At 65.9% G+C, this 17,842-nt stretch carries 18 protein-coding genes; 5 read left to right on the top strand and 13 right to left on the bottom strand.

The features are described 5' to 3' along the window. Positions 1 to 726: a hypothetical protein gene (locus tag ACW18B_RS15155; RefSeq protein ID WP_492047855.1), complete on the top strand. Its 726-nt coding sequence runs from the start codon at positions 1 to 3 to the stop codon at positions 724 to 726. 41 nt (positions 727 to 767) lie between these two features. Here ACW18B_RS15155 and ACW18B_RS15150 read toward each other — a convergent pair whose 3' ends face one another. The 3 genes from ACW18B_RS15150 to ACW18B_RS15140 are packed head-to-tail and all read right to left on the bottom strand — an operon-like array spanning position 768 to position 4,920. Then, positions 768 to 2,111 carry an amidase gene (locus ACW18B_RS15150; RefSeq protein WP_492047854.1) on the bottom strand — a complete coding sequence of 448 codons (1,344 nt, stop codon included), beginning with the start codon at positions 2,109 to 2,111 and terminating at the stop codon, positions 768 to 770. Then, entirely contained in the window at positions 2,108 to 3,511 is a 1,404-nt protein-coding gene (locus ACW18B_RS15145) for a phenylacetate--CoA ligase family protein (protein WP_492047853.1), read from the bottom strand. The genes ACW18B_RS15150 and ACW18B_RS15145 overlap by 4 nt, the downstream gene beginning before the upstream one ends. 14 nt (positions 3,512 to 3,525) lie before the next feature. After that, on the bottom strand, positions 3,526 to 4,920 hold the full coding sequence (locus ACW18B_RS15140) for an MmgE/PrpD family protein (protein ID WP_492047852.1): 1,395 nt from the start codon (positions 4,918 to 4,920) through the stop codon (positions 3,526 to 3,528). A 134-nt stretch (positions 4,921 to 5,054) separates the two neighbouring features. On the opposite strand from ACW18B_RS15140, the gene ACW18B_RS15135 reads away from it, so the two are divergent. Continuing rightward, a complete protein-coding gene (locus ACW18B_RS15135) occupies positions 5,055 to 5,780 on the top strand; it encodes a GntR family transcriptional regulator (RefSeq protein WP_492047851.1) in 726 nt (241 codons plus the stop codon). Here the strand turns inward: ACW18B_RS15135 and ACW18B_RS15130 are convergent, their stop codons facing one another. From ACW18B_RS15130 to ACW18B_RS15110, 5 genes are read right to left on the bottom strand one after another with little or no spacing between them, the layout of a single operon-like run. Then, positions 5,781 to 6,890, bottom strand: a complete 1,110-nt coding sequence (locus ACW18B_RS15130) for a CaiB/BaiF CoA transferase family protein (protein WP_492047850.1) — start codon at positions 6,888 to 6,890, stop codon at positions 5,781 to 5,783. It abuts the gene before it with no gap. Further along, a complete protein-coding gene (locus tag ACW18B_RS15125; protein WP_492047849.1) occupies positions 6,887 to 8,035 on the bottom strand; it encodes a CaiB/BaiF CoA transferase family protein in 1,149 nt (382 codons plus the stop codon). Before ACW18B_RS15125 ends, ACW18B_RS15130 begins: the two co-directional genes overlap by 4 nt. Further along, on the bottom strand, positions 8,035 to 9,231 hold the full coding sequence (locus ACW18B_RS15120) for an acyl-CoA dehydrogenase family protein (RefSeq protein ID WP_492047848.1): 1,197 nt from the start codon (positions 9,229 to 9,231) through the stop codon (positions 8,035 to 8,037). The genes ACW18B_RS15125 and ACW18B_RS15120 overlap by 1 nt, the downstream gene beginning before the upstream one ends. Positions 9,232 to 9,248: 17 nt before the next feature. Next, positions 9,249 to 9,770: a MaoC family dehydratase gene (locus tag ACW18B_RS15115; RefSeq protein ID WP_492047847.1), complete on the bottom strand. Its 522-nt coding sequence runs from the start codon at positions 9,768 to 9,770 to the stop codon at positions 9,249 to 9,251. Between the two features lie 10 nt (positions 9,771 to 9,780). Next, entirely contained in the window at positions 9,781 to 10,602 is an 822-nt protein-coding gene (locus tag ACW18B_RS15110) for an HpcH/HpaI aldolase/citrate lyase family protein (RefSeq protein ID WP_492047846.1), read from the bottom strand. Between the two features lie 269 nt (positions 10,603 to 10,871). Here ACW18B_RS15110 and ACW18B_RS15105 point away from each other — a divergent pair, with 269 nt between their 5' ends. Together ACW18B_RS15105 and ACW18B_RS15100 are read left to right on the top strand one after the other, a co-directional pair. Continuing rightward, positions 10,872 to 11,198, top strand: a complete 327-nt coding sequence (locus ACW18B_RS15105) for a hypothetical protein (RefSeq protein WP_492047845.1) — start codon at positions 10,872 to 10,874, stop codon at positions 11,196 to 11,198. Between the two features lie 3 nt (positions 11,199 to 11,201). Further along, a complete protein-coding gene (locus ACW18B_RS15100; protein WP_492047844.1) occupies positions 11,202 to 12,035 on the top strand; it encodes an SDR family NAD(P)-dependent oxidoreductase in 834 nt (277 codons plus the stop codon). Positions 12,036 to 12,326: 291 nt separating this feature from the next. Here the strand turns inward: ACW18B_RS15100 and ACW18B_RS15095 are convergent, their stop codons facing one another. After that, on the bottom strand, positions 12,327 to 12,554 hold the full coding sequence (locus ACW18B_RS15095) for a hypothetical protein (RefSeq protein WP_492047843.1): 228 nt from the start codon (positions 12,552 to 12,554) through the stop codon (positions 12,327 to 12,329). Between the two features lie 307 nt (positions 12,555 to 12,861). Here ACW18B_RS15095 and ACW18B_RS15090 point away from each other — a divergent pair, with 307 nt between their 5' ends. Next, positions 12,862 to 13,617, top strand: coding sequence for a phosphocholine cytidylyltransferase family protein (locus ACW18B_RS15090; protein WP_492047842.1), 756 nt, complete (start codon positions 12,862 to 12,864; stop codon positions 13,615 to 13,617). 49 nt (positions 13,618 to 13,666) lie between these two features. Here ACW18B_RS15090 and ACW18B_RS15085 read toward each other — a convergent pair whose 3' ends face one another. The 4 genes from ACW18B_RS15085 to ACW18B_RS15070 are packed head-to-tail and all read right to left on the bottom strand — an operon-like array spanning position 13,667 to position 17,836. Next, entirely contained in the window at positions 13,667 to 14,434 is a 768-nt protein-coding gene (locus tag ACW18B_RS15085) for a nucleotidyltransferase family protein (RefSeq protein ID WP_492047841.1), read from the bottom strand. After that, positions 14,431 to 15,582, bottom strand: coding sequence for a dATP pyrophosphohydrolase (locus ACW18B_RS15080; RefSeq protein WP_492047840.1), 1,152 nt, complete (start codon positions 15,580 to 15,582; stop codon positions 14,431 to 14,433). Before ACW18B_RS15080 ends, ACW18B_RS15085 begins: the two co-directional genes overlap by 4 nt. Further along, positions 15,582 to 16,643 (bottom strand): LptF/LptG family permease, encoded by a 1,062-nt coding sequence (locus tag ACW18B_RS15075; protein WP_492047839.1) that lies wholly within the window; start codon positions 16,641 to 16,643, stop codon positions 15,582 to 15,584. The genes ACW18B_RS15080 and ACW18B_RS15075 overlap by 1 nt, the downstream gene beginning before the upstream one ends. Then, positions 16,643 to 17,836: an LptF/LptG family permease gene (locus ACW18B_RS15070; protein WP_492047838.1), complete on the bottom strand. Its 1,194-nt coding sequence runs from the start codon at positions 17,834 to 17,836 to the stop codon at positions 16,643 to 16,645. The genes ACW18B_RS15075 and ACW18B_RS15070 overlap by 1 nt, the downstream gene beginning before the upstream one ends. Positions 17,837 to 17,842: the final 6 nt, after the last annotated feature.

Raw genomic sequence — 17,842 nt, 5'->3', positions numbered from 1 at the left:
ATGATGAAGCATCGCACTCTTCGGGGACGCATCCTCTACACCTCCAACAAGCCGGGCCGCGAGGGCCAGGAGCGGGGGCGCGAGAGCTTCGTCATGCGCAAGCACACTGACGGCAAGGTCACGATCAGCGCCCAGTGCGAGATCGACGAGCCCGATCCCACCGTCCTGCGCGATGTGATCTATTCGATGGACGAGCACGGCCGTCCCATGGACTGCCATGTGCGCTTGACGGTCGGCGACCGCTTCATGGGCTCGGGCTGGTTCCGCTTTGGCGCCGATTTCATCGAGTGCGAGAGCTATGGCCCGTCGATCGGCCGGGTGTCGCAGACGACGCCGACCAATGGTTACTATGACGGCTTCGGCACCCACCCGATCATCGGCGACGCCTATATGACCAAGGTGATGGATCTGTCGCGGGGGCCGCACAAGCGGGCCTTGCGGGCCTTCCTGCCGTCGGTCGATCACCGCGGCGCCACCGCGCCCCTGGTCGCCGAGAGCAACCTGTTCATGGAATATGTCGGCGAGGAAGAGGCGACCACAGCGGCGGGGACCTTCGCCTGCCGCCATTTCCGCTTTTCCGACGAGGCCGGCGGCATGGTCAGCAAGGACGGCGCTCACCCGGTCTATGACCTGTGGGTAACGGCCGATGACGACCACCTGTTCGTCAAGGGCGGCGTCGGCGGCTACATGCAGACCTGGTACGAACTGGTCGAACTCGAGCGATAAGATGCAGAGGGCCGGAGGCGGGATCCTCCGGCCTTCGTGCGTCAGGCGCTGAAGTCTATCGGCGTCGGTGGGGGCGGGAAGGCCGCCGCCAGAGTCTTGGCCAGCGATAGCGCGACGGTCGGATCTCGCGACACCACCTGCCCAGACAGCGGCAAGCCATCGACTGAGACTCCCGTAGGGAAAGCGACGGCCGGTACGCCCCAGAATGCCGCCAAGGCGGTGAAGTCCGCTTGGTTGGCCGGCGGGGCCTGGCTGAACGGGAAGGCCGTCTGCGGCGCGGTCGGGGTCAGCAGAGCCGAGAACGGAGCAAGCCTAGCCTCGACGTCGGCCACGGCGTCGGCCAGATTGCGATAGGCCTTGGCCAACTTGACGGCGGACTGGTGGTTTCCCCAGTCGAGCAAGGCCCTGAGCGCGGCCGAGAAGCCGTCCGGATCGTCCCTCAAGCCCGCCTCGTGCACGACGGCGGCCTCGGCTTCGCAGATCAGCAGGCCAAGCCGGCGTAGCCGGCCATAGTCGTAGTCGGGCAGGCGTAGCGGTGTGACGTCGAAACCTATGGCGCGCGCTGTCGTGACCGTGGCGGCAAAGGCTTCGGCGACGGCGGGTTCGACCTCGACCTGCCCCTCGAAGTCCAAGGCGGCGAGACGGCCGATCATCGGCTCGGCGGCGATGGCGCGGCCGCCACTGGCGGCGCTCGCCACGAGCCGGGCGTCGTCGATCGAACGGGCGTGGACGCCGACATGATCATAGGTCCACGACAGCGCCTCGACGCCGTCGGTTGAGATAAAGCCGTAAGCCGGCTTGAAGCCGAACACTCCGCAATAGGCCGACGGAATTCGGACGCTGCCCATGGTGTCGCTGCCCAGGGCGGCCGCGCAGAGGCCGGCGGCGGTGGCGGCGCCCGACCCGCCCGAGGAGCCCCCGGGGGTATAGTCGCGACGGTGGGGGTTGTGGCAACGGCCATAGACCAGATTGTCGGTGGTCGCCCCCAAAGCGCCTTCATGCATGTTCAGTGCGCCCAAGATCACCGCTCCAGCGGCGCGCAACTCAGCGACAGCCTTTGCGTCGTTGGCGGGAATACGTCCGCGGTACGCGGCCAGGCCGGAAGTCCAGGGCAGGCCGGCAACGGCGATATTGGCCTTCACCGCCAGAGGAACGCCGTCGATTGGCGACAGTGGTTGGCCTTCGCGCCAGCGGCGGGCGCTGGCTTCAGCGGCTGATCGAGCGCCATCGGTATCCACTGCCGTCACCGCGCCCAGCGCCGGGTTCAGGCGGTCGATGCGGGCGAGATAGGCCTGCGTCGCCTCGACGGGCGTGATCGCCCGTTCGCGAAACAGGTCGGCCAGGCCGGCGACGCCGGCTTCGACGATGGGGTTATGAAAGCTCATTTGCGTTGGTCAATCAGGCGAATGGGTTTCTGACGCACGTCAATCTGGGTTTGCGCGGCGGTCGATCCCTTGGCCGCGACATCGACCTCTACCTCGATGCCGATCTTGCGCTTGAGCGCCTCGCCGAACGTCTTGGCCAAGGACGGATAGGCGGCCTCAGCTTCTGTCGTTTCAGCCACGACTATGAAGCTGTCGCGGCCGGCCTCATCGCGCCGGGTCAGGCAGATGAACTCGCCGGCGAAGGCGTCGAACTCTTCCAGCATGGCCCCGACGCCGTGCGGAAAGATGTTGATGCCCCGGATCTTGACCATGTTGTCCGAGCGTCCGAGGAAACCCTCGATGCGGTCGAACTGCACGCCGATCGACGAACGGCCAGTCATCTTGCGCGTTACATCGTGGGTGTTGAAGCGGATGATCGGATAGAGGTCGTCCTTGAACAGGCAACTGACCACGATGTCGCCTAACTGGCCGTCGGGCACGGGCGCGCCGGTGTCGATGTCGCAAATCTCGACATAGTGGGCGTCCTCATGGATGTAGAGGCCGTCGCGGTCCGGGCCCTCGCCGGCGATCAGGCCGGTGTCGCCGACGCCGTACCAGTCGAAGCATTCCTCGACGCCCCAGACCTCTTTCATCACCGCCTTGTCCTCGCGGCCCAGCTGGCCGGAGATCATCCGCACGGGGATGTCGCGGCCGGGCTCCAGACCCTGCTCGCGGGCCACGTCGGCCAGCTTCTTGATGTAGTCGGCGAAGCCGACGATCACCGTGGCGCTGAACCGTTTCATCAGCTCGACCTGCTGGATCGAGCGGGTCTCGACACCGGTGCCGGCCGACATGAAGGTCGAGCTGGTCCAGTGGGTCAGGGCTTCGCGCACATAGTGGCCGCCATTGATCATGCCGTGGCCATAGACCGAGTGGACCACGTCCTCGGGGCGCAGGCCCTGGAAGCGCAGGCTGCGGGCCAGCAGTAGATTCTGCACCTCGCGGCTCTTGGGACCAAACAGCAGCACCTGCGGATCGCCGGTGGTGCCCGAGGTGGTGTGCATGATCGCCGGGGGGCGGCGATCCTTGGGATAGGTCTCAAAGCCCGCGAAGTCGCCGAACGGCGGGGCGATCTTCAGCGACTCCATGATGTCGGACTTGCTGAACATCGGCAGGCTGGGCAGATCGTCGAGCGAGCGGATGTCGCCCGGCTTGACGCCGGCCTTGCCCCACAGGCGCTGGTACAGCGGGATCTTCCAGGCCCGGTCGACACAGCGCAGGAACAGCTTGTTCTGGTGCGCGCGCAGGGCCTCGCGGCTGATCGAGGTGGCGAAGGCGACGAAGTCATCGCCGATCGGGTGCTCCGCCTGCATTTGGTCGAAGTCGATCGAGCGCCAGTAGGATTGGTGAGTGTCTTGCATCGGAGTCCGTCGGGTCATGCGCCTTGGGCGAGGCGAAAAGCCTCCGCGCCGTCCGGCAGGGTGTCGAAGCGTTCCATCAGGTCGGCCAGGGGCGCGTGCAGCGCTTCAAGGTCGGCGAAGGTCAGGCAGGACAGGCCCTTGGCCTGTTGCTGCGCGTCGGTCAGCGGGAAGGCGGGCGAGCCCAGCTGGGCGACGACCGTCTCGGCTAGCGCGCGGCCGTCCTTCAGTTTCAAGCTCAGCTGGGCGGGAGTGAAGGCGGCGGGATCGGGATTGTCGTCGGTGGTGACGACGATGCGCGAGGCCAGGTCCAGAACCTCGGGGTCGGTCAGGCGCTCGGGCGTGAAGTCGGCCAGGCTGACCTGGCCGTTCTGCAAGGCCACGGCGATCAGATAGGGCAGGCACAGGCGCGCGTGCGACACCGCCATGCCGGCCTGGGAGGGGCGGCCGACCAGATGGCGGATCAGCGGCGGCGCGCGATAGACGGCGCTTTCGACCTGATCGCCAGTCAGGCCGTGGGCGCGGCGCAGATCGAGCGCGGCCACCACGCCGCCGTGGGTGGCGCGGCCGCTGGGATAGGGTTTGACGCTGACCTGGCTGATGCGGAAGTCGCGGCCCAGGCTCTCCAGCGCGGGCCCCAGGTCGTAGCTCTTCTCGAACAGCGACAGATAGCCGAACGGCCCGGTGATGGAGTCGATCGGGCCGGGCAGTCCGGCCACGGCGATATCGATCGCCTGTAGGGCCGCGCGGGCGGCGTTGGCCACCTGCACCGGCAGGGCGGGCTTGCCCTCGGTATGGGCCTGCATGGTGCCCGACGAGAAGGCCAGGGCGTAGCCGAGCGCGTTCAAGGCCGTGGTGCGGTCCAGACGGCGCAGGCGGGCCAGGGCGGCGACGCAGCCGAAGATGCCGGCGGTGGCGGGTCGGAAGAACTGTATGGGGCTGGTGGCCGCCACGCCCAGGGTGACGGCGATGTCGGTCCCTGCCACCATGGCCGCGAGGATCTCCGACCCGGGATAAGGGCCCGAGCGCTCGGCCTCAGCCATCAGCACCGGCATGATGGTCGGCAGCGGGTGCAGCACCGCCCCCTCATGTACCGAATCGAATTCCTGGCCGTGGGTCTGGAACGCGTTGAGGAAGGCCGCTGACGGCGCAGGCAATCGCACGCCCGGGCGCCCAAGAACCCCGCAGCCCTCATCGGCGGCCGCGCCCCATCCCTGGACGACACGCAAGAGTTCGTCGCCAAAGACAGCGCGCGCGCCGCCGACTCCGACCACCAAGGCGTCATAGAGCAGCCGCACGGCGTCAGCGCGAACAGAGGAGGGCAAGGCGCTCCATTCGACTGACAGGGCGTGATCGACGAGTCGTTCCGAGGTGAGGGCCGAAGTGAGGGCCGATCGGATCGCTTCGGTCATACTGCTCTGGTCTCCGTAAATGTCCGGACATATATCTGTCGCCCGGAGCGGGGTCTGGGTCAAGCGACAGGGCTTGCCTTATCGAGGCGCGACGCTTTGATGTTCATTGCCTGATCAGAAAGCCCGTGCGCTCCATGTCGACTCCTCGTTATCGCCAACTGACCGACGTGCTGCGCAAGGATATCGAGTCTGGTCGCTATCCGATTGGATCGTTGCTGCCGCCTGAGGTCGAGCTGTGCGAAGCCTATGAGGTCTCGCGCCACACGATCCGCGACGCGATCCGGCTGCTTCGCGAGGCGGGACTGGTCGAGCGGCGTCGCGGGCTGGGCACCACCGTGCTGGCGGCGGCCCCGCCGGTGTCGTTCGTTCAACCGCTGGGCAGTGTCTCGGCTCTGCTGCAATATGCGCGGGACGCGCAGTTGGTGCTGCGTGAGGTCGAAGGACGGCCTCTGTCGGCCGATGAGGCGCAACATTTCCGCATTCCTGATACGGCTGCTCCGGGCCGCTGGCTGGTTCTGGAGGGCGTGCGCTCGGTCGACGGCAAGCCCCTGTCGATCTCGCGCGTGCTGATCGCGCCTCGGTTCGCCAAGCTTGAGGCGACGGTTCGGCAATGGGAGGGCGCCTTGCAGGAACTGATCGCCCAGACCTTCGGCGTGCAGTCCGACAGGATCGAGCAGGAGATCAGCGCCGAGCTTCTGGATCCGGAGGGCGCCCGTCATCTTCAGGCGCGCCGGGGCGAGGCGGCGCTGCGCACCCTGCGTCGCTATTTCGACAGTGAGGGCGAGATCATTCTGGCGTCCGACAGCATCCATCCCGCTAACCGCTTCGTCTATGCGATGACCTATCACCGCGACAGCTGATCAGGCCGTTCGCCAACCGATCGTTTCGTCGTTGACCTTAGGCACGGTCGGGTCAGGGCGGCCGGGTTCATCGCGGAACAGGATCGGCGTTCCAACGATTTCGGAACCGTCCGCATCGCGCGTCAGCATGCCCCGCGCTTCCAGCGCCGAATCCTCGAAGGCTTCTTTCAGATTGCGCACCGGGGCGAAGCAGACGTCCTTGTCGGCGAACCACGCCTCCCAGTCGGCGCGCGTGCGCTGCTTGAAGGCCTCGCGCAGGAAGGCGCGAAGTGGCTCTTGCTGCGGACCGGGCGGATAGGTGGCGTAGATCGCCAGATCCTCGCGATCCAGGCCCTTGAGCAGATTGCGGGCGAACTTAGGTTCGGCCCCGCCCAGGGTGATCCACTGGCCATCGGCGGTTTCATAGAGGTTGTACATGGCGTTGCCGCCGAACGAGCGCTCGTCCTTGACGACATGCGGCTCGCCGGTGGCGAACACCTTGCCGGTGACGTTGGGGGTCCAGGCCATTAGGCTGTCGAGCATGGCGACATCGACAAAATCGCCCTGGCCGGTATCACGCCGCCGCAGCAGGGCCATCAGCACGCCCGAGAGGGCGGTCAGCGAGGCCAGGGCGTCGGCCACGGGCATGTGCGGCATGGCCGGCTTGCCGTCCTGGCCTTCGTTCAGCGCCACGACGCCGGCCAGGGCCTCGACGGCCAGGTCGTGCGCCGGGCGGTCGCGATTGGGGCCCGTTTGTCCGAAGGCCGAGATCGAGACATAGACGATCGCAGGATTGACCGCCCGAACGGCGTTATAGCCGATCCCTAGCCGATCAGCCACGCCAGGGCGGAAGGCTTCCACCACGACATCCGCCTCGGCGGCCAGATCCATGAAGCGGGCCTTGTCGGCGTCGGTCTTGAGGTTCAGGCGCAGCGCGCGCTTGCCGCGGTTGGCGTTACGGAACCAGACGGTGTGGCCGTTCTTGCGATAGCCGATATGGCGGGCGGGATCGCCTTCTTCCCACGGCTCGACCTTGATCACGTCGGCGCCGTGATCTGCCATCATCAGGGTCAGCATCGGCCCCGGCAGGAACAGCGAAAGGTCGAGAACCTTCAGGCCTTCAAGCTTCATCGACCGATCTCTTTGAGCAGGGCTTGGGTGTGTTCGCCCATCTTGGGCGCGCGGTGACCGGGCATGCGCAGGCCGTCAATCTTCACAGGGCAAGCGAGCATGCGCAGGCCTTCCGGCTTGTCGGGGTGCTCGACAACGTCGCGCATGCCGATCTCGTCCACGAAGGGATTGTCCAGGGCTTCGCCCAGCGACGTCACCGGCGCGAAGGGCACCGCGCCGCCCAGGATCTTCGACCACTCGGCGGTGGTTTTGGTCGACAGGACGGTGTCGACCACGGCGGTCAACTCGCCCAGATTCCGACGGCGGGTGGGGATGTCGATGAAGCGCGGATCGGCCTTGAGTTCGGGATGGCCGGTCAGGTCGCAGAAGGCTTCCCAGAACTTGGGTGTCTGGCACATCAACATGCCCCAGCCATCGGCGGTCCGAACCGCCTGGGACGGCGCGATCGAGGGGTGGGCGCCGCGCGGCAGGCGGCCGACTTCATGGCCTTCGTTCAGCCGCCAGACGGCGGGGTAGCTCAGCTGGTGCAGAGCGACATCGAACAAGGCCACATCGACATCAGCGCCTTTGCCGGTCTTGCCGGCGGCCAGCACCGCCGAGACGATGCCCAAGGCGAAGGTCGAGCCGGTCATGAAGTCGACCATCGACACGCCCAGCCGGGTGGGCGGGCCGTCCGGTTCGCCGCTCAGGCCCATGAAGCCGCATTCGGCCTGCATTAGATAGTCGTAGCCCGGCCAGCTTTCGCGGCTGTTGCCCCGGCCATAGGCCGACAGGTGGGCGCAGACGATCGTCGGCTTGATCGGCGCCAAGTCGGCATAGGTCAGTTTCAGCTTGGCCGGCTGATCGCCGCGCAGGTTGTTGACCACGGCGTCGGCCGTGGCCACCAGCGCTTCGAAGGCGGCCCGGCCCTCGGGGCTTTTCAGCTCCAGGGCCAGCGACTTCTTGGAGCGCGAGAAGGTCTGGAAGAACTCGCTGTCCTGGTCGCCCAGGAAGAACGGTCCCGTGGCGCGACTGACGTCGCCGCCCATCGACGGCGCCTCGATCTTGATGACCTCGGCGCCCAGTTCCGCGAGCAGCTGGGTGCCGTAGGGACCGGCGCCGTACTGCTCGATGGCGAGAATTCGCAGACCTTCCAGCGGGCGCATCAGACGGGGTTCCTCGCCACCAGTTGCTTGGCGATGATGATGCGCTGCATCTCGTTGGTGCCTTCGCCGATGCACATCAGCGGAGCATCACGATAGAGGCGCTCGATCGGATATTCCTTGGAATAGCCATAGCCGCCATGGATGCGCATGGCTTCGGTGGCGCAATAGACTGCCGTTTCCGAAGCGAAGTACTTGGCCATGCCCGCTTCCATGTCGACGCGCAGGCCCTTGTCGTAGGCCGCTGCGGCGTCCTGGACGAGTAGTTCGGCCGCGCGGGTCTTGGAGGCCATTTCGCCCAGCTTCAGCTGGATCGCCTGGTGTTCGGCGATCGGCTTGCCCATGGTCTTGCGCAGCTGAGCGTATTTGACGCTCTCGCTGAGGGCGCGCTTGGCGATGCCGACGGCGCGCGCCGCGACGTTGATGCGGCCGATCTCAAGACCGCCCGTGGCCATCAGGAAGCCCTTGCCCTCTTCGCCGCCGACGAGGCCCAGCTCGGCGGAGATGGCGTAGTCCTCATACATCAGCTCGCCGGAATCGATGCCCTTATAGCCCAGCTTCTCAAGCTTGCGGCCGTTCTTCAGGCCCGGGATCGGCTCGCCGGTCTCGGGGTGGGCCTTGGGCGTGATCAGCATGCTCATGCCCTTATAGCGGGGCTTGGCGTCCGGATCGGTCTTGACCAGCAGGGCCACGACATGGCCCTCGATGGCGTTGGAGATCCAGGTTTTGTTGCCGTTGACGATATAGTTGTCGCCGTCGCGGCGGGCGACCGTGCGGATGGCCTGCAGATCGGTGCCGGCGTCGGGCTCGGTCAGGCCCAGGCAGCCGCGCAGCTCGCCGGTGGCGAAGCGGGGAAGCCAGAAATCCTTCTGCCTCTGGGTGCCGAACTTCTGCACCACCAACGCCATCATCAGGTGCGAGTTGAAAATGCCCGTCAGGCTCATCCACTCTTCGGAGATGCGGGTCACGATCTTGGAATAGGTCGTCGCCGACAGGCCCAGACCGCCGTATTCCGGGTCGATCAAGGCGCCGAACAGGCCCAGTTCCTTCATGTCCTCGACCAGTTCGGTCGGGTAGGTATCGTCGTGCTCGAGCTTCATCGCGACGGGCGCGACCTTTTTCTCGATCCACTTTTCGATGGCGTCGAGGATCGCGCGTTCCTCGGCCGCGGCTTCCGCCGCCGTCACCTGAGCGTCCATAGGTTTTCCCCGATCAATCAGTAGGTTGAAACTTTATCCTCAACCGCGTTGCCGCGGCCGGGGATCAGCATGTTGCGCTTGAAGCTGCAGACGATTTCGTCGCGCTGGTTCTTGCCGATGGTGCGGATGGTCACGATGCCTTGACCCGGACGCGAGGCGCTCTCGCGCTTGGCCAACACTTCACTCTCGCCATACAGGGTGTCGCCGGCGAACACCGGCGCGGTGAACTTCACCTCGTCCATGCCCAGATTGGCGATGGCCTTTTGCGAGACGTCGGTCACGCTCATGCCGATCAGGAGGGCCAAGGTATAGGGGCTGACCACCAAGTTCTGCTTGAACTCCGAAGCCTTGGCGAATTCGGCGTCGAAGTGCATCGGATGGGTGTTCAGCGTCAGCAGCGTGAACAGGTGGTTGTCATATTCCGTGACGGTCTTTCCGGGGCGGTGCTCATAGACGTCGCCGACGTGGAAATCCTCGTAGTAGCGGCCGAAGGTTTCACGATAGCGATTGGGGCCGACTTCTTTCCAGTTCTGAACCACGATCTTGTCCCTATGGTTTTTGCACACGCGCGAGCGTGCGTTGGGCGGACCGGATAACCGGCGCCTCGATGAGTTTTCCGTCCAAGAGCGCGGCCGCGCCACGGGCGGCTTCGAAGGCCGCGAGGATGCGATGGGCCTGGGCGATTTCCGCCTCGGTCGGCGTGAAGGCGGCGTTGACCACGGCCACCTGGGTGGGGTGGATGCAGGCGCGGCCGCTGAAGCCCAGGACCTTGGCCCGGCGGGTGCTGGCGTCCAGGCCATCCTCGTCCTTGATGTCGATGTGCGGCACATCGAGCAGTTGCACGCCGGCGCGGGCGCAGGCCGCCGCCAGGGTCGAGCGGGCCAGGAACAGGGGCTCCCAGTCCATCGAAACGCCCAGGTCGGCTGAATAGTCGGCGCCGCCAAACAGCACGCCCTCAACGCCTGGCGCGGCGGCGATGTCCCAGGCTTCCTTCAAAGCGCCGGCGCTCTCGACGATCGGCCACAGCGCGGGCGTCGCGGCGCCCAGGGCCTCCTTGACGATGCGAAGCTCTTCGGCGTGAACCACCTTGGGCAGCATCAGAAACGCCGGCTTGGCCTCGCTGTCGGCCAAGGCCACCAGATCGCGCAGGCCATCGAGGGTGGGGACGCCATTGATCCGCAACCCGATCGGTGTCGCGCGGTCGGCGGCCGCGTTCAGCCAGTCCAAGGTCTGGGCGCGCGCCGTCGCTTTCTGATCCGGCGCAACGGCGTCCTCCAGGTCGATGCAGACGGCGTCCGCGCCGGCCGACAGCGCCTTGCCGAAGCGCTCGGGACGCGCGCCGGGCACGAAGAGAAAAGAACGAAAGGACATGGGAGCCTCTAAATGTCCGGACATTTATGGCGAGGCAATGGTCCGCCTGTCAACAGCATGCGACGGAGGACGACCCGTGAACCTGCGCCCGTACATGCCAATCTCGCATTCGTTCGCTGTGCGGGCGCCGACGAGACTGTCCGCTCCAATTTTTGCGCAAGTCGTCAGGCTGGCTTCGCATTTGGCTACGCGGCGCCTCAGGTTCCCCCTCGACGGGCGACGCCGTACGGTTAAAATGTCCGAACATTTAAAGTCTGTTGGAGACGACCATGGCTGCCACCCGGATCATCGCCCTGTTCAACCTCAAGCCCGGCAAGACGGCGACGGACTATGAAGCCTGGGCGCGCGCCAACGACCTGCCGACGGTCAACGCCCTGGGCTCGATCGAGCGATTCGAGGTTTTCCGCAGCGCCGGCCTGCTGATGGGCGAGGGCAAACCGCCTTACGACTATATCGAGATCATCGATGTGGCCGACATGGACAAGTTCGGCGCCGACGTCTCCACCCCGACCATGCAGACGATCGCCGCCGAATTCGGCGCGTTCGCCGACGCGGTGTTCATCGTCAGCGAAAAGCTCGACTGGACCGGAGCCTGAGCCATGGGGCGCTTCACGGGTAAGACCGCCGTCATCACCGGCTCCGGGCGTCGCAAGGGGCTTGGCGAAGCCATAGCCCTGCGCCTGGCGCAGGAGGGCGCTTCGATCGTCATCTCCGACCTCGGACGCTCGACCGATCGGTCCACGCCCGGCGCGATGATCGGGGCCACCGATGAGATGGAGGCGATCGCCGCTGATCTGCGCGCTCTGGGCGTGTCGGTCAGCACCCAGCCTTGCGACGTGCGGCGCTGGGACGAGGTCAAGGCCCTAGCCGATCACGCGGTCTCCACGCACGGCTCGCTGGACATCTGGATCAACAACGCTGGGATCGGCTACATCATGAAGCCCCTGCTGGAGGTCGCGCCGGAGGATTGGGAGGCGGTGATCGGTGTTAATCTGACGGGGTCATTCTTCGGCCTGAAGGCGGCCGCCGAGGCGATGATCGCCGGCGGCAAGGGCGGGCGGATCATCAATATCGCGAGCCAGGCGGCGAAGTCGGGCTTCCCGCACGCCCAGGCCTATACGTCCTCGAAGCACGGTCTGGTGGGTCTGGCCCGATCGGCGGCCATCGAGCTTGGGCCGCACGGCGTCACCGTCAACAACGTCTGCCCCAACCACGTCACCACGGGTCTGGGCGCTTGGCAGAACGAGTACTTTTCCAAGGTCCTGGGCCTGAGTCTGGAACAGTACCTTGCCCAGATGGCCGCCCGCATCCCCATGGGCAGGCCAGGGCTGCCGTCCGACACTGCCAACGCCGTGGCGTTCCTCTGCTCGGATGAAGCCGCCTACATCACCGCAGAAAGCATGAACGTATCGGGTGGCGAAGAACCCCACTAGCAACCGCCGCGAGGGCGATGATCGCGCTGAAACGATGACTGGATCGATCACATCCCGGCGCGGGAAACCATCCCTCGCGGCGCACAAGCAGGGAGCGGATCTGATCAAGATTTGAGCTCGGGGCCAAGAGCGGAGCCGCAAACATAAAGCCATATCCGCCAGGCGAAGAAATTTGTTTTTTACGACAAGGTTACGCTGATCGGCCGCAGCGTCCATGGCGTCAACGGAGATCGAACCATGGCTGTGATCGACAATCACCGTATTGCCACGCGGCGCCGCTTTCATAGCAGCCTATGCGCCGTCATTTGTATTGCCGGGCTCGTGCTTGCGACCGTTATCCTGCAGTGGCTGTTCGGTTTGATCAGGTTCTAAGAAACCTCTTCGCCGCGCAGTTGGGTTGGCGAGGAACGGCACGCCAAAGGCTACAAGGCCGGCGTGGCCGGCGGCGATCACTGCATTTGCCTTCGCCTTATCCAAGCCGGCAGCGCCGGTGATCAGGACGATGCGACCCGTTTTCATGCCGCCGCATCCGGGGCTGAACGGACTAGTTAACCGCGACACGCGTTTGGACACCGCGTTTCGGCGTTGGGATGGCGACGACGTCCCTGTAATTCCCACTTGGGTTCAACATGGCGCGCCACCTGCCGGGAGTTTGCCGGGGCGCGAAGTAGTCCGCAGGTTGCTTTTCGGTCCTGTTCCTGCGCTTTGGCCGGAAACGCCTGACTAGGGGTGAATACACTGGCCCTATATGAGCCCGGCAGTATCCTGTAGTTTCCTGTTCTGAATCAGATGCCGACGCGTGCGGCCAGAAGTGAATCGAGTCGCTGTGGCGCATCCGAATAAGGCCATCATCCTCAGCGCCGGTCAGGGAAAGCGTCTTTCGCCCCTCACCGATACGCGTCCCAAGTGCCTGGTCGAACTGTCGGGGCGCACCGTGCTTCACTGGCAGTTGCGCCACCTGCGGCAGGCGGGCGTCACCGAGGCGGTGGTGGTTACGGGCTTTGCCGCCGACACCGTCGAGGCCGAGATCGCCAGTCTCGATTTACCCGGCATGACGGTGCGGACCCTGTTCAACCCGTTCTTCGGACTGACGGATAACCTGGCCACCTGCTGGCTGGCGCGCGGCGAGATGGTCGGCGATTTCCTGCTCTTGAACGGCGACACCCTGTTCGAGCCGGCCATAGCGGAACGCCTGATCGCCGCGCCACCTGCGCCAATTACGGTCACCATCGACCGCAAGGCCGGCTATGACGCCGATGACATGAAGGTTTTGACCGAAGGTCTCAGTCTGCGCGCCATCGGCAAGACGATCGAAGCCTATGATGCGGAGTCGATCGGCTTTCTGCGCTTCAGCAGCGACGGCGCCGCCCTGTTCACGAAGATCGTGGAGGCGGCCCTGAGAACCCCAGAGGGGCTGAAGCGCTGGTATCTCAGCGTCATCAACCAGATTGCCCAGGAGCACGACGTGGTGCGGGTGCAATCGATCCAGGGCCTGGACTGGGCCGAGATGGATTTCCCCGAAGACCTGCCGCGCAATCGCGAACTGGCGGCGTCCTGGGCGGCGGAGTTGGTGGAGGCTTGACGGCCTCTCTCTCCACTCCTCCCCAACGGATAGACCCGATGATGACGCTCTAGGCGCCCTCGACGATCGATCGCACCAGATCCAGGTCCGCAGGCTTGTCGACATCCACCGCCGCCAGGCCATGGGACGATCGCACGACCGCCGCCTTGACCCCGGCCGCGCGACCCAGCCGTTCCAGGGTCTCGTCCAGCGTCATCAGGCCCAGCGCGTAGCGTAGCAGCATCACCGGCCCCAGCAGGGCCGCGATACGCCACGGCTGCTTGCGCAGGCTCTCGGCCTTGCGCCAGAAGTCGACGGCGTTCAGGGCGGTCTCGTTTTTCAGCAGGAACAGATTGCAGCCCGAATAGCCGCCGTCCTTGAACCGCCAGTAGGTGCGCTGGGTCTGGGGTGCGGCGGCGCGGACCACGGCTTCGGGGGCCATCAGCACGGCGATGTCGCAGTCGGCCGGGGCCAAGGCGATGAACTCCGTGATCCAGTCCGGTTGCAGCAGGGCATGGTCCACCGTGGTGACCAGCAGGGGCGCGCCCAAAAGGCTGGCGCCATCGTGAACGCTCTGGCTGGGACCGCCTGCGGCGGGCAGGGGGCTGGCCTTGGCCACGCCCGCCAGCGCGTCGACAACGGCGAGGTCGGACGTCGAGACGCCGATCTGCGTGGCGCCGGCCTGGTCCAGGGCGCGCAGCACCCGCGTCAGCAAGGTCTCGCCGCCGAGGACAATCAGACCCTTGTGGCTGACGCCGGCATAGTCTGCGACCGGATCGACGCCCCCGCGCGAGCCCGCGAGCACCAGCGCCTTGAAGCCCCCCGCAAGGGCGCTCAAAGCGCCTTCTCATAAAGGCGATAGGTCTTGTAGATCGTGGCGCCCATGGCCTCGGAGATGCGTCGCATCGGCATGTTCTCTTCGAGAACCCAAGAGAACTCGAATTTTTCGTAGCCCAGGGCCAGAGAGGCCGTGCGGCCGGCGTTCATCAGGTGGAAGGGCAGAAGCTGACCGCGCAGGGTGTCGGCGAACTTGCGTTTCACGCCCATCAGCGGCACCCGCGCCGACTTCAGGCCCCTGACCTTCAGACGCCACAGCAGCTTGGCCCAGCCGAACGGCAGGAGCTTGCCCTTCAGATCGCGGATCGCCTCGTTGATGTTGGGCAGCAACACGATGAAGCCGGCGGGCTCGCCGTCGATCTCTGCGAACAGGGTCATCTTCTTTTCGATGACCGGCTTCAGGGCCTTGGCCAGTTGGGCCGTCTCGGCCTCGGTGGTGGGCACGAAGCCCCAGTTTCCGGCCCAGGCGTCGTTGAGAATTTCGGTGAGCGAGACGACTTCCTGATCGTAGCGGCTCATGTCCAGTTCGCGCAGGGTCACGCCGTCGGGCAGGCCGCGCCGCACGCGGCGCACCACCGCGGTCGGCAGGTCTGCGGTGGGGTCACAGAGATAGGCGTAGACGTCCTTGGCCTTGGCGTAGCCCTGCTCCTCGACCCGTTTTCCGGTGAAAGCCGGGTCATGGCCCATCATCACCATCGGGGGGGTATCGAAGCCGTCAACCAGCAGGCCGACCTCTTCGTTGATTGACAGGTTGAAGGGGCCCAGGGCTCGGGTGCAGCGGCGATCGCGCAGCCAGTCCTCGGCGGCGCGGAACAGGATCTTGAAGATCGCTGGATCATTTTCGGCCGCGATGAGACCGAAATTGCCGGTCTTCTGGCCCTCGGTTTGCGGCGCCAGGGCGTCGATCTGGGCGCTGATCCGTCCCACGTCGCGGCCATCGCGCACGGCCAGCCATAGTTGCACTTCGGCGTGCTGGAAGAAGGGGTTGGTCTTGGGCGACAGGGCTTCGGACCGCTCCATGATCAGCGGGGTGATCCAGTTTGGGTCGCCGGAGCTCAGGCGAGCGGGTAGGGCGATGAACCGCTTCATCTCTGCGGGCGTCTTGACCGGGATGACCTTGAGGTCGGCGTCGATAGAGTCGAAAGGCATCAGCCCTCCAGAGAGACGAGAGCGGTGACGGCCAGGGCCCCAAAGATCACGGGGCCGCCCCAGACGGCGAGAAGAGGTGAGATCGCGCCGCTTTCCCCAAGGGCGGACAGCAGACCGTCGGCGACCAGGAAGATCAGGCCCGCGGCCAGACCTCCGGTCAGCAGCACTGCGCCCTGGCGGCTGCGGAAATTGGCCAGGGCGACGGGCGCGCTCAGCAGCAGCATGATCAGCGCGCCGAACGGACCGGCAAAAGCGCCCAGCAGGCGCGTCTGATAATAGCTGGGCGGACGGTCAGTGCCGCCGTTCAGCAGGGCGCGGCGCGCCGAGCCGGCCGAGGGCGCGGGATTGTTGGAAAACAGGGCCTGGACGTCCACGGGGCGAAGGGACGATGGCCAGGTCATCTGGCTGGCGCTGACCATGTCGGTGCGATCGCCGGAAAAGCGGGCCGTGACGGCGTTGTGCAGTTCCCAGCCCTTGGAGCCCAGGGTCGCTGACGGCGCCGCGATGCGTTCGACCAGGCGGCTGGTCTTGTCGCGGCGATAGATCTTCACCGCGGTCAGGGTGCGGCCGTTCGGCGTGCTGCCGTCGGCGATGACCAGGTCATCCCCGACCCGGAAGCTGCGCGGTCCTTCGGCCTTTCTGTCGGCGGCGGGCGTCGTGGCTTGCCACCAGGCGTTCAGGACAGGATCGGTGCGTGGAGCGATCACCTGGGCGCAGGTGAAGTCCAGCAGCATCATCGCCACCGCCGCCGGCGCGGCCATGCCCACGATACGATAGGCCGAGACGCCAGCGGCGCGCATGGCGATCACGGCGCTTTCCCGAGCCAACTGCGAGAAGGCGAACAGGCCGCCGGCCAGCACGCTGATCGGGGCGATCTGCTCGATCAAGCGCGGCGCGCGCAGGGCGGCGTAGTAGAGCACCCCGCCGACGCCCAGGCCCCGGTCGAGAATGTCGGTGGTCACTTCCAGCAGGTCCAGGATCTGCAGGATGCTCATCAGGATGACGGCGGCGCCCAGGATGCGGGTCGCGACGACCGTCAGGACATAGCGCTGAAGCCTCATTATGCGGCCTGCTTCCTGGGAAGAACCATCCGTACACCGCGTTCTAGCGCGTCGCCTATCGCGCGCACCATGCGGGTGACGGGGGTGTCGCCGGGCCGTTTGCGGCTGCCCATGAACATCCAGACGCTGAAGCCGGTGAACAGCAGGAACGGCGTCCAGATCGCGATGGCGGGATTGGCCTTTCCAGCCTCAGCCAGGCTTTGGCCCAGTTGCAGGGCGTGCTGGAAGGCCAGGAGCAGGACGCCCGCCACGATCAGGCCGGGCGTGCGATTGCCCCGCTTGGCGGCCAGGCCCAGCGGGAAGGCCAGCAAGGGCAGGAACGGCAGGAAGGCGGCGCGGGCCAGGCGGCCGTAGAGCTCGGCCAGCAGGGTCGCCTTGGGCAGGGTCGATTTGCCGGACGCAGCCTGGCCCGCCAGCTCGTTCAGCGTCAGCTCACGCTCGTCGCCGCCTCGAACCCGCAGCAGGGTGGCGGCGCCGGCCAGAGGGATTTCGGTGGTGAACTGGTCGAAGGCCAGGGTGCGATAGCCGCCCTCGGCGTCGGCGGCCACACGCTGTCCGCGCTTGAGCAGCAGGGTGACCTTTTCGCCGGTCGCGCTGGCGCTGAGGTCGGCGGTGGCGGCCGTGATGACTTCCTCGCGTCCCTTGGCGTCGAGCCTGCGGATGAACACGCGGGTCAGGCTCTGACCGGCCGGATCCGCCTTGTCGGCGGTCATCAGCAGGTTGTCGTCGTCGATGAAGGCTCCGCCTGACAGTCGGCCGTTCCAGCCGGCATTGACCGCGGCGTGCATCACCGAGCGATAGGCATAGCGACTGTAGGGCTGGCTGTAGCCGAACAGGGCGACGCTGAAGGCCGCCAGCAGAAGGCCCACACAGACAAAGGGCGCGGCGACGCGGGTCAGCGACTGTCCGGTGGCGAGCAAGGCGTCGATTTCCGACCCGTCCGACAGCTTGGTGATGACGATAAACAGCGCGACGAAGAAGGCCACCGGCAGGGCCAGGCCCAGATAGTGCGGCACGAGGTTGGCGGCCAGTTCGGTCACGTAGCCAAAGCGCGCGCTACTCTGTGACAAGGCGTCCAGCAGGCGAAGGATGCGCTCGAGCAGAAGCGCGATGACGGTGACGCCCAGGCAACCGACCATCGGCCAGGCCACCAGCTTGAGCATGTAACGATCGATCAAACGCAGATTGAGCATTGGAGG

This window comes from Caulobacter sp. FV2ps19 (genome assembly GCF_058681035.1).
This window is presented reverse-complemented; position numbering and strand designations above follow the sequence as displayed.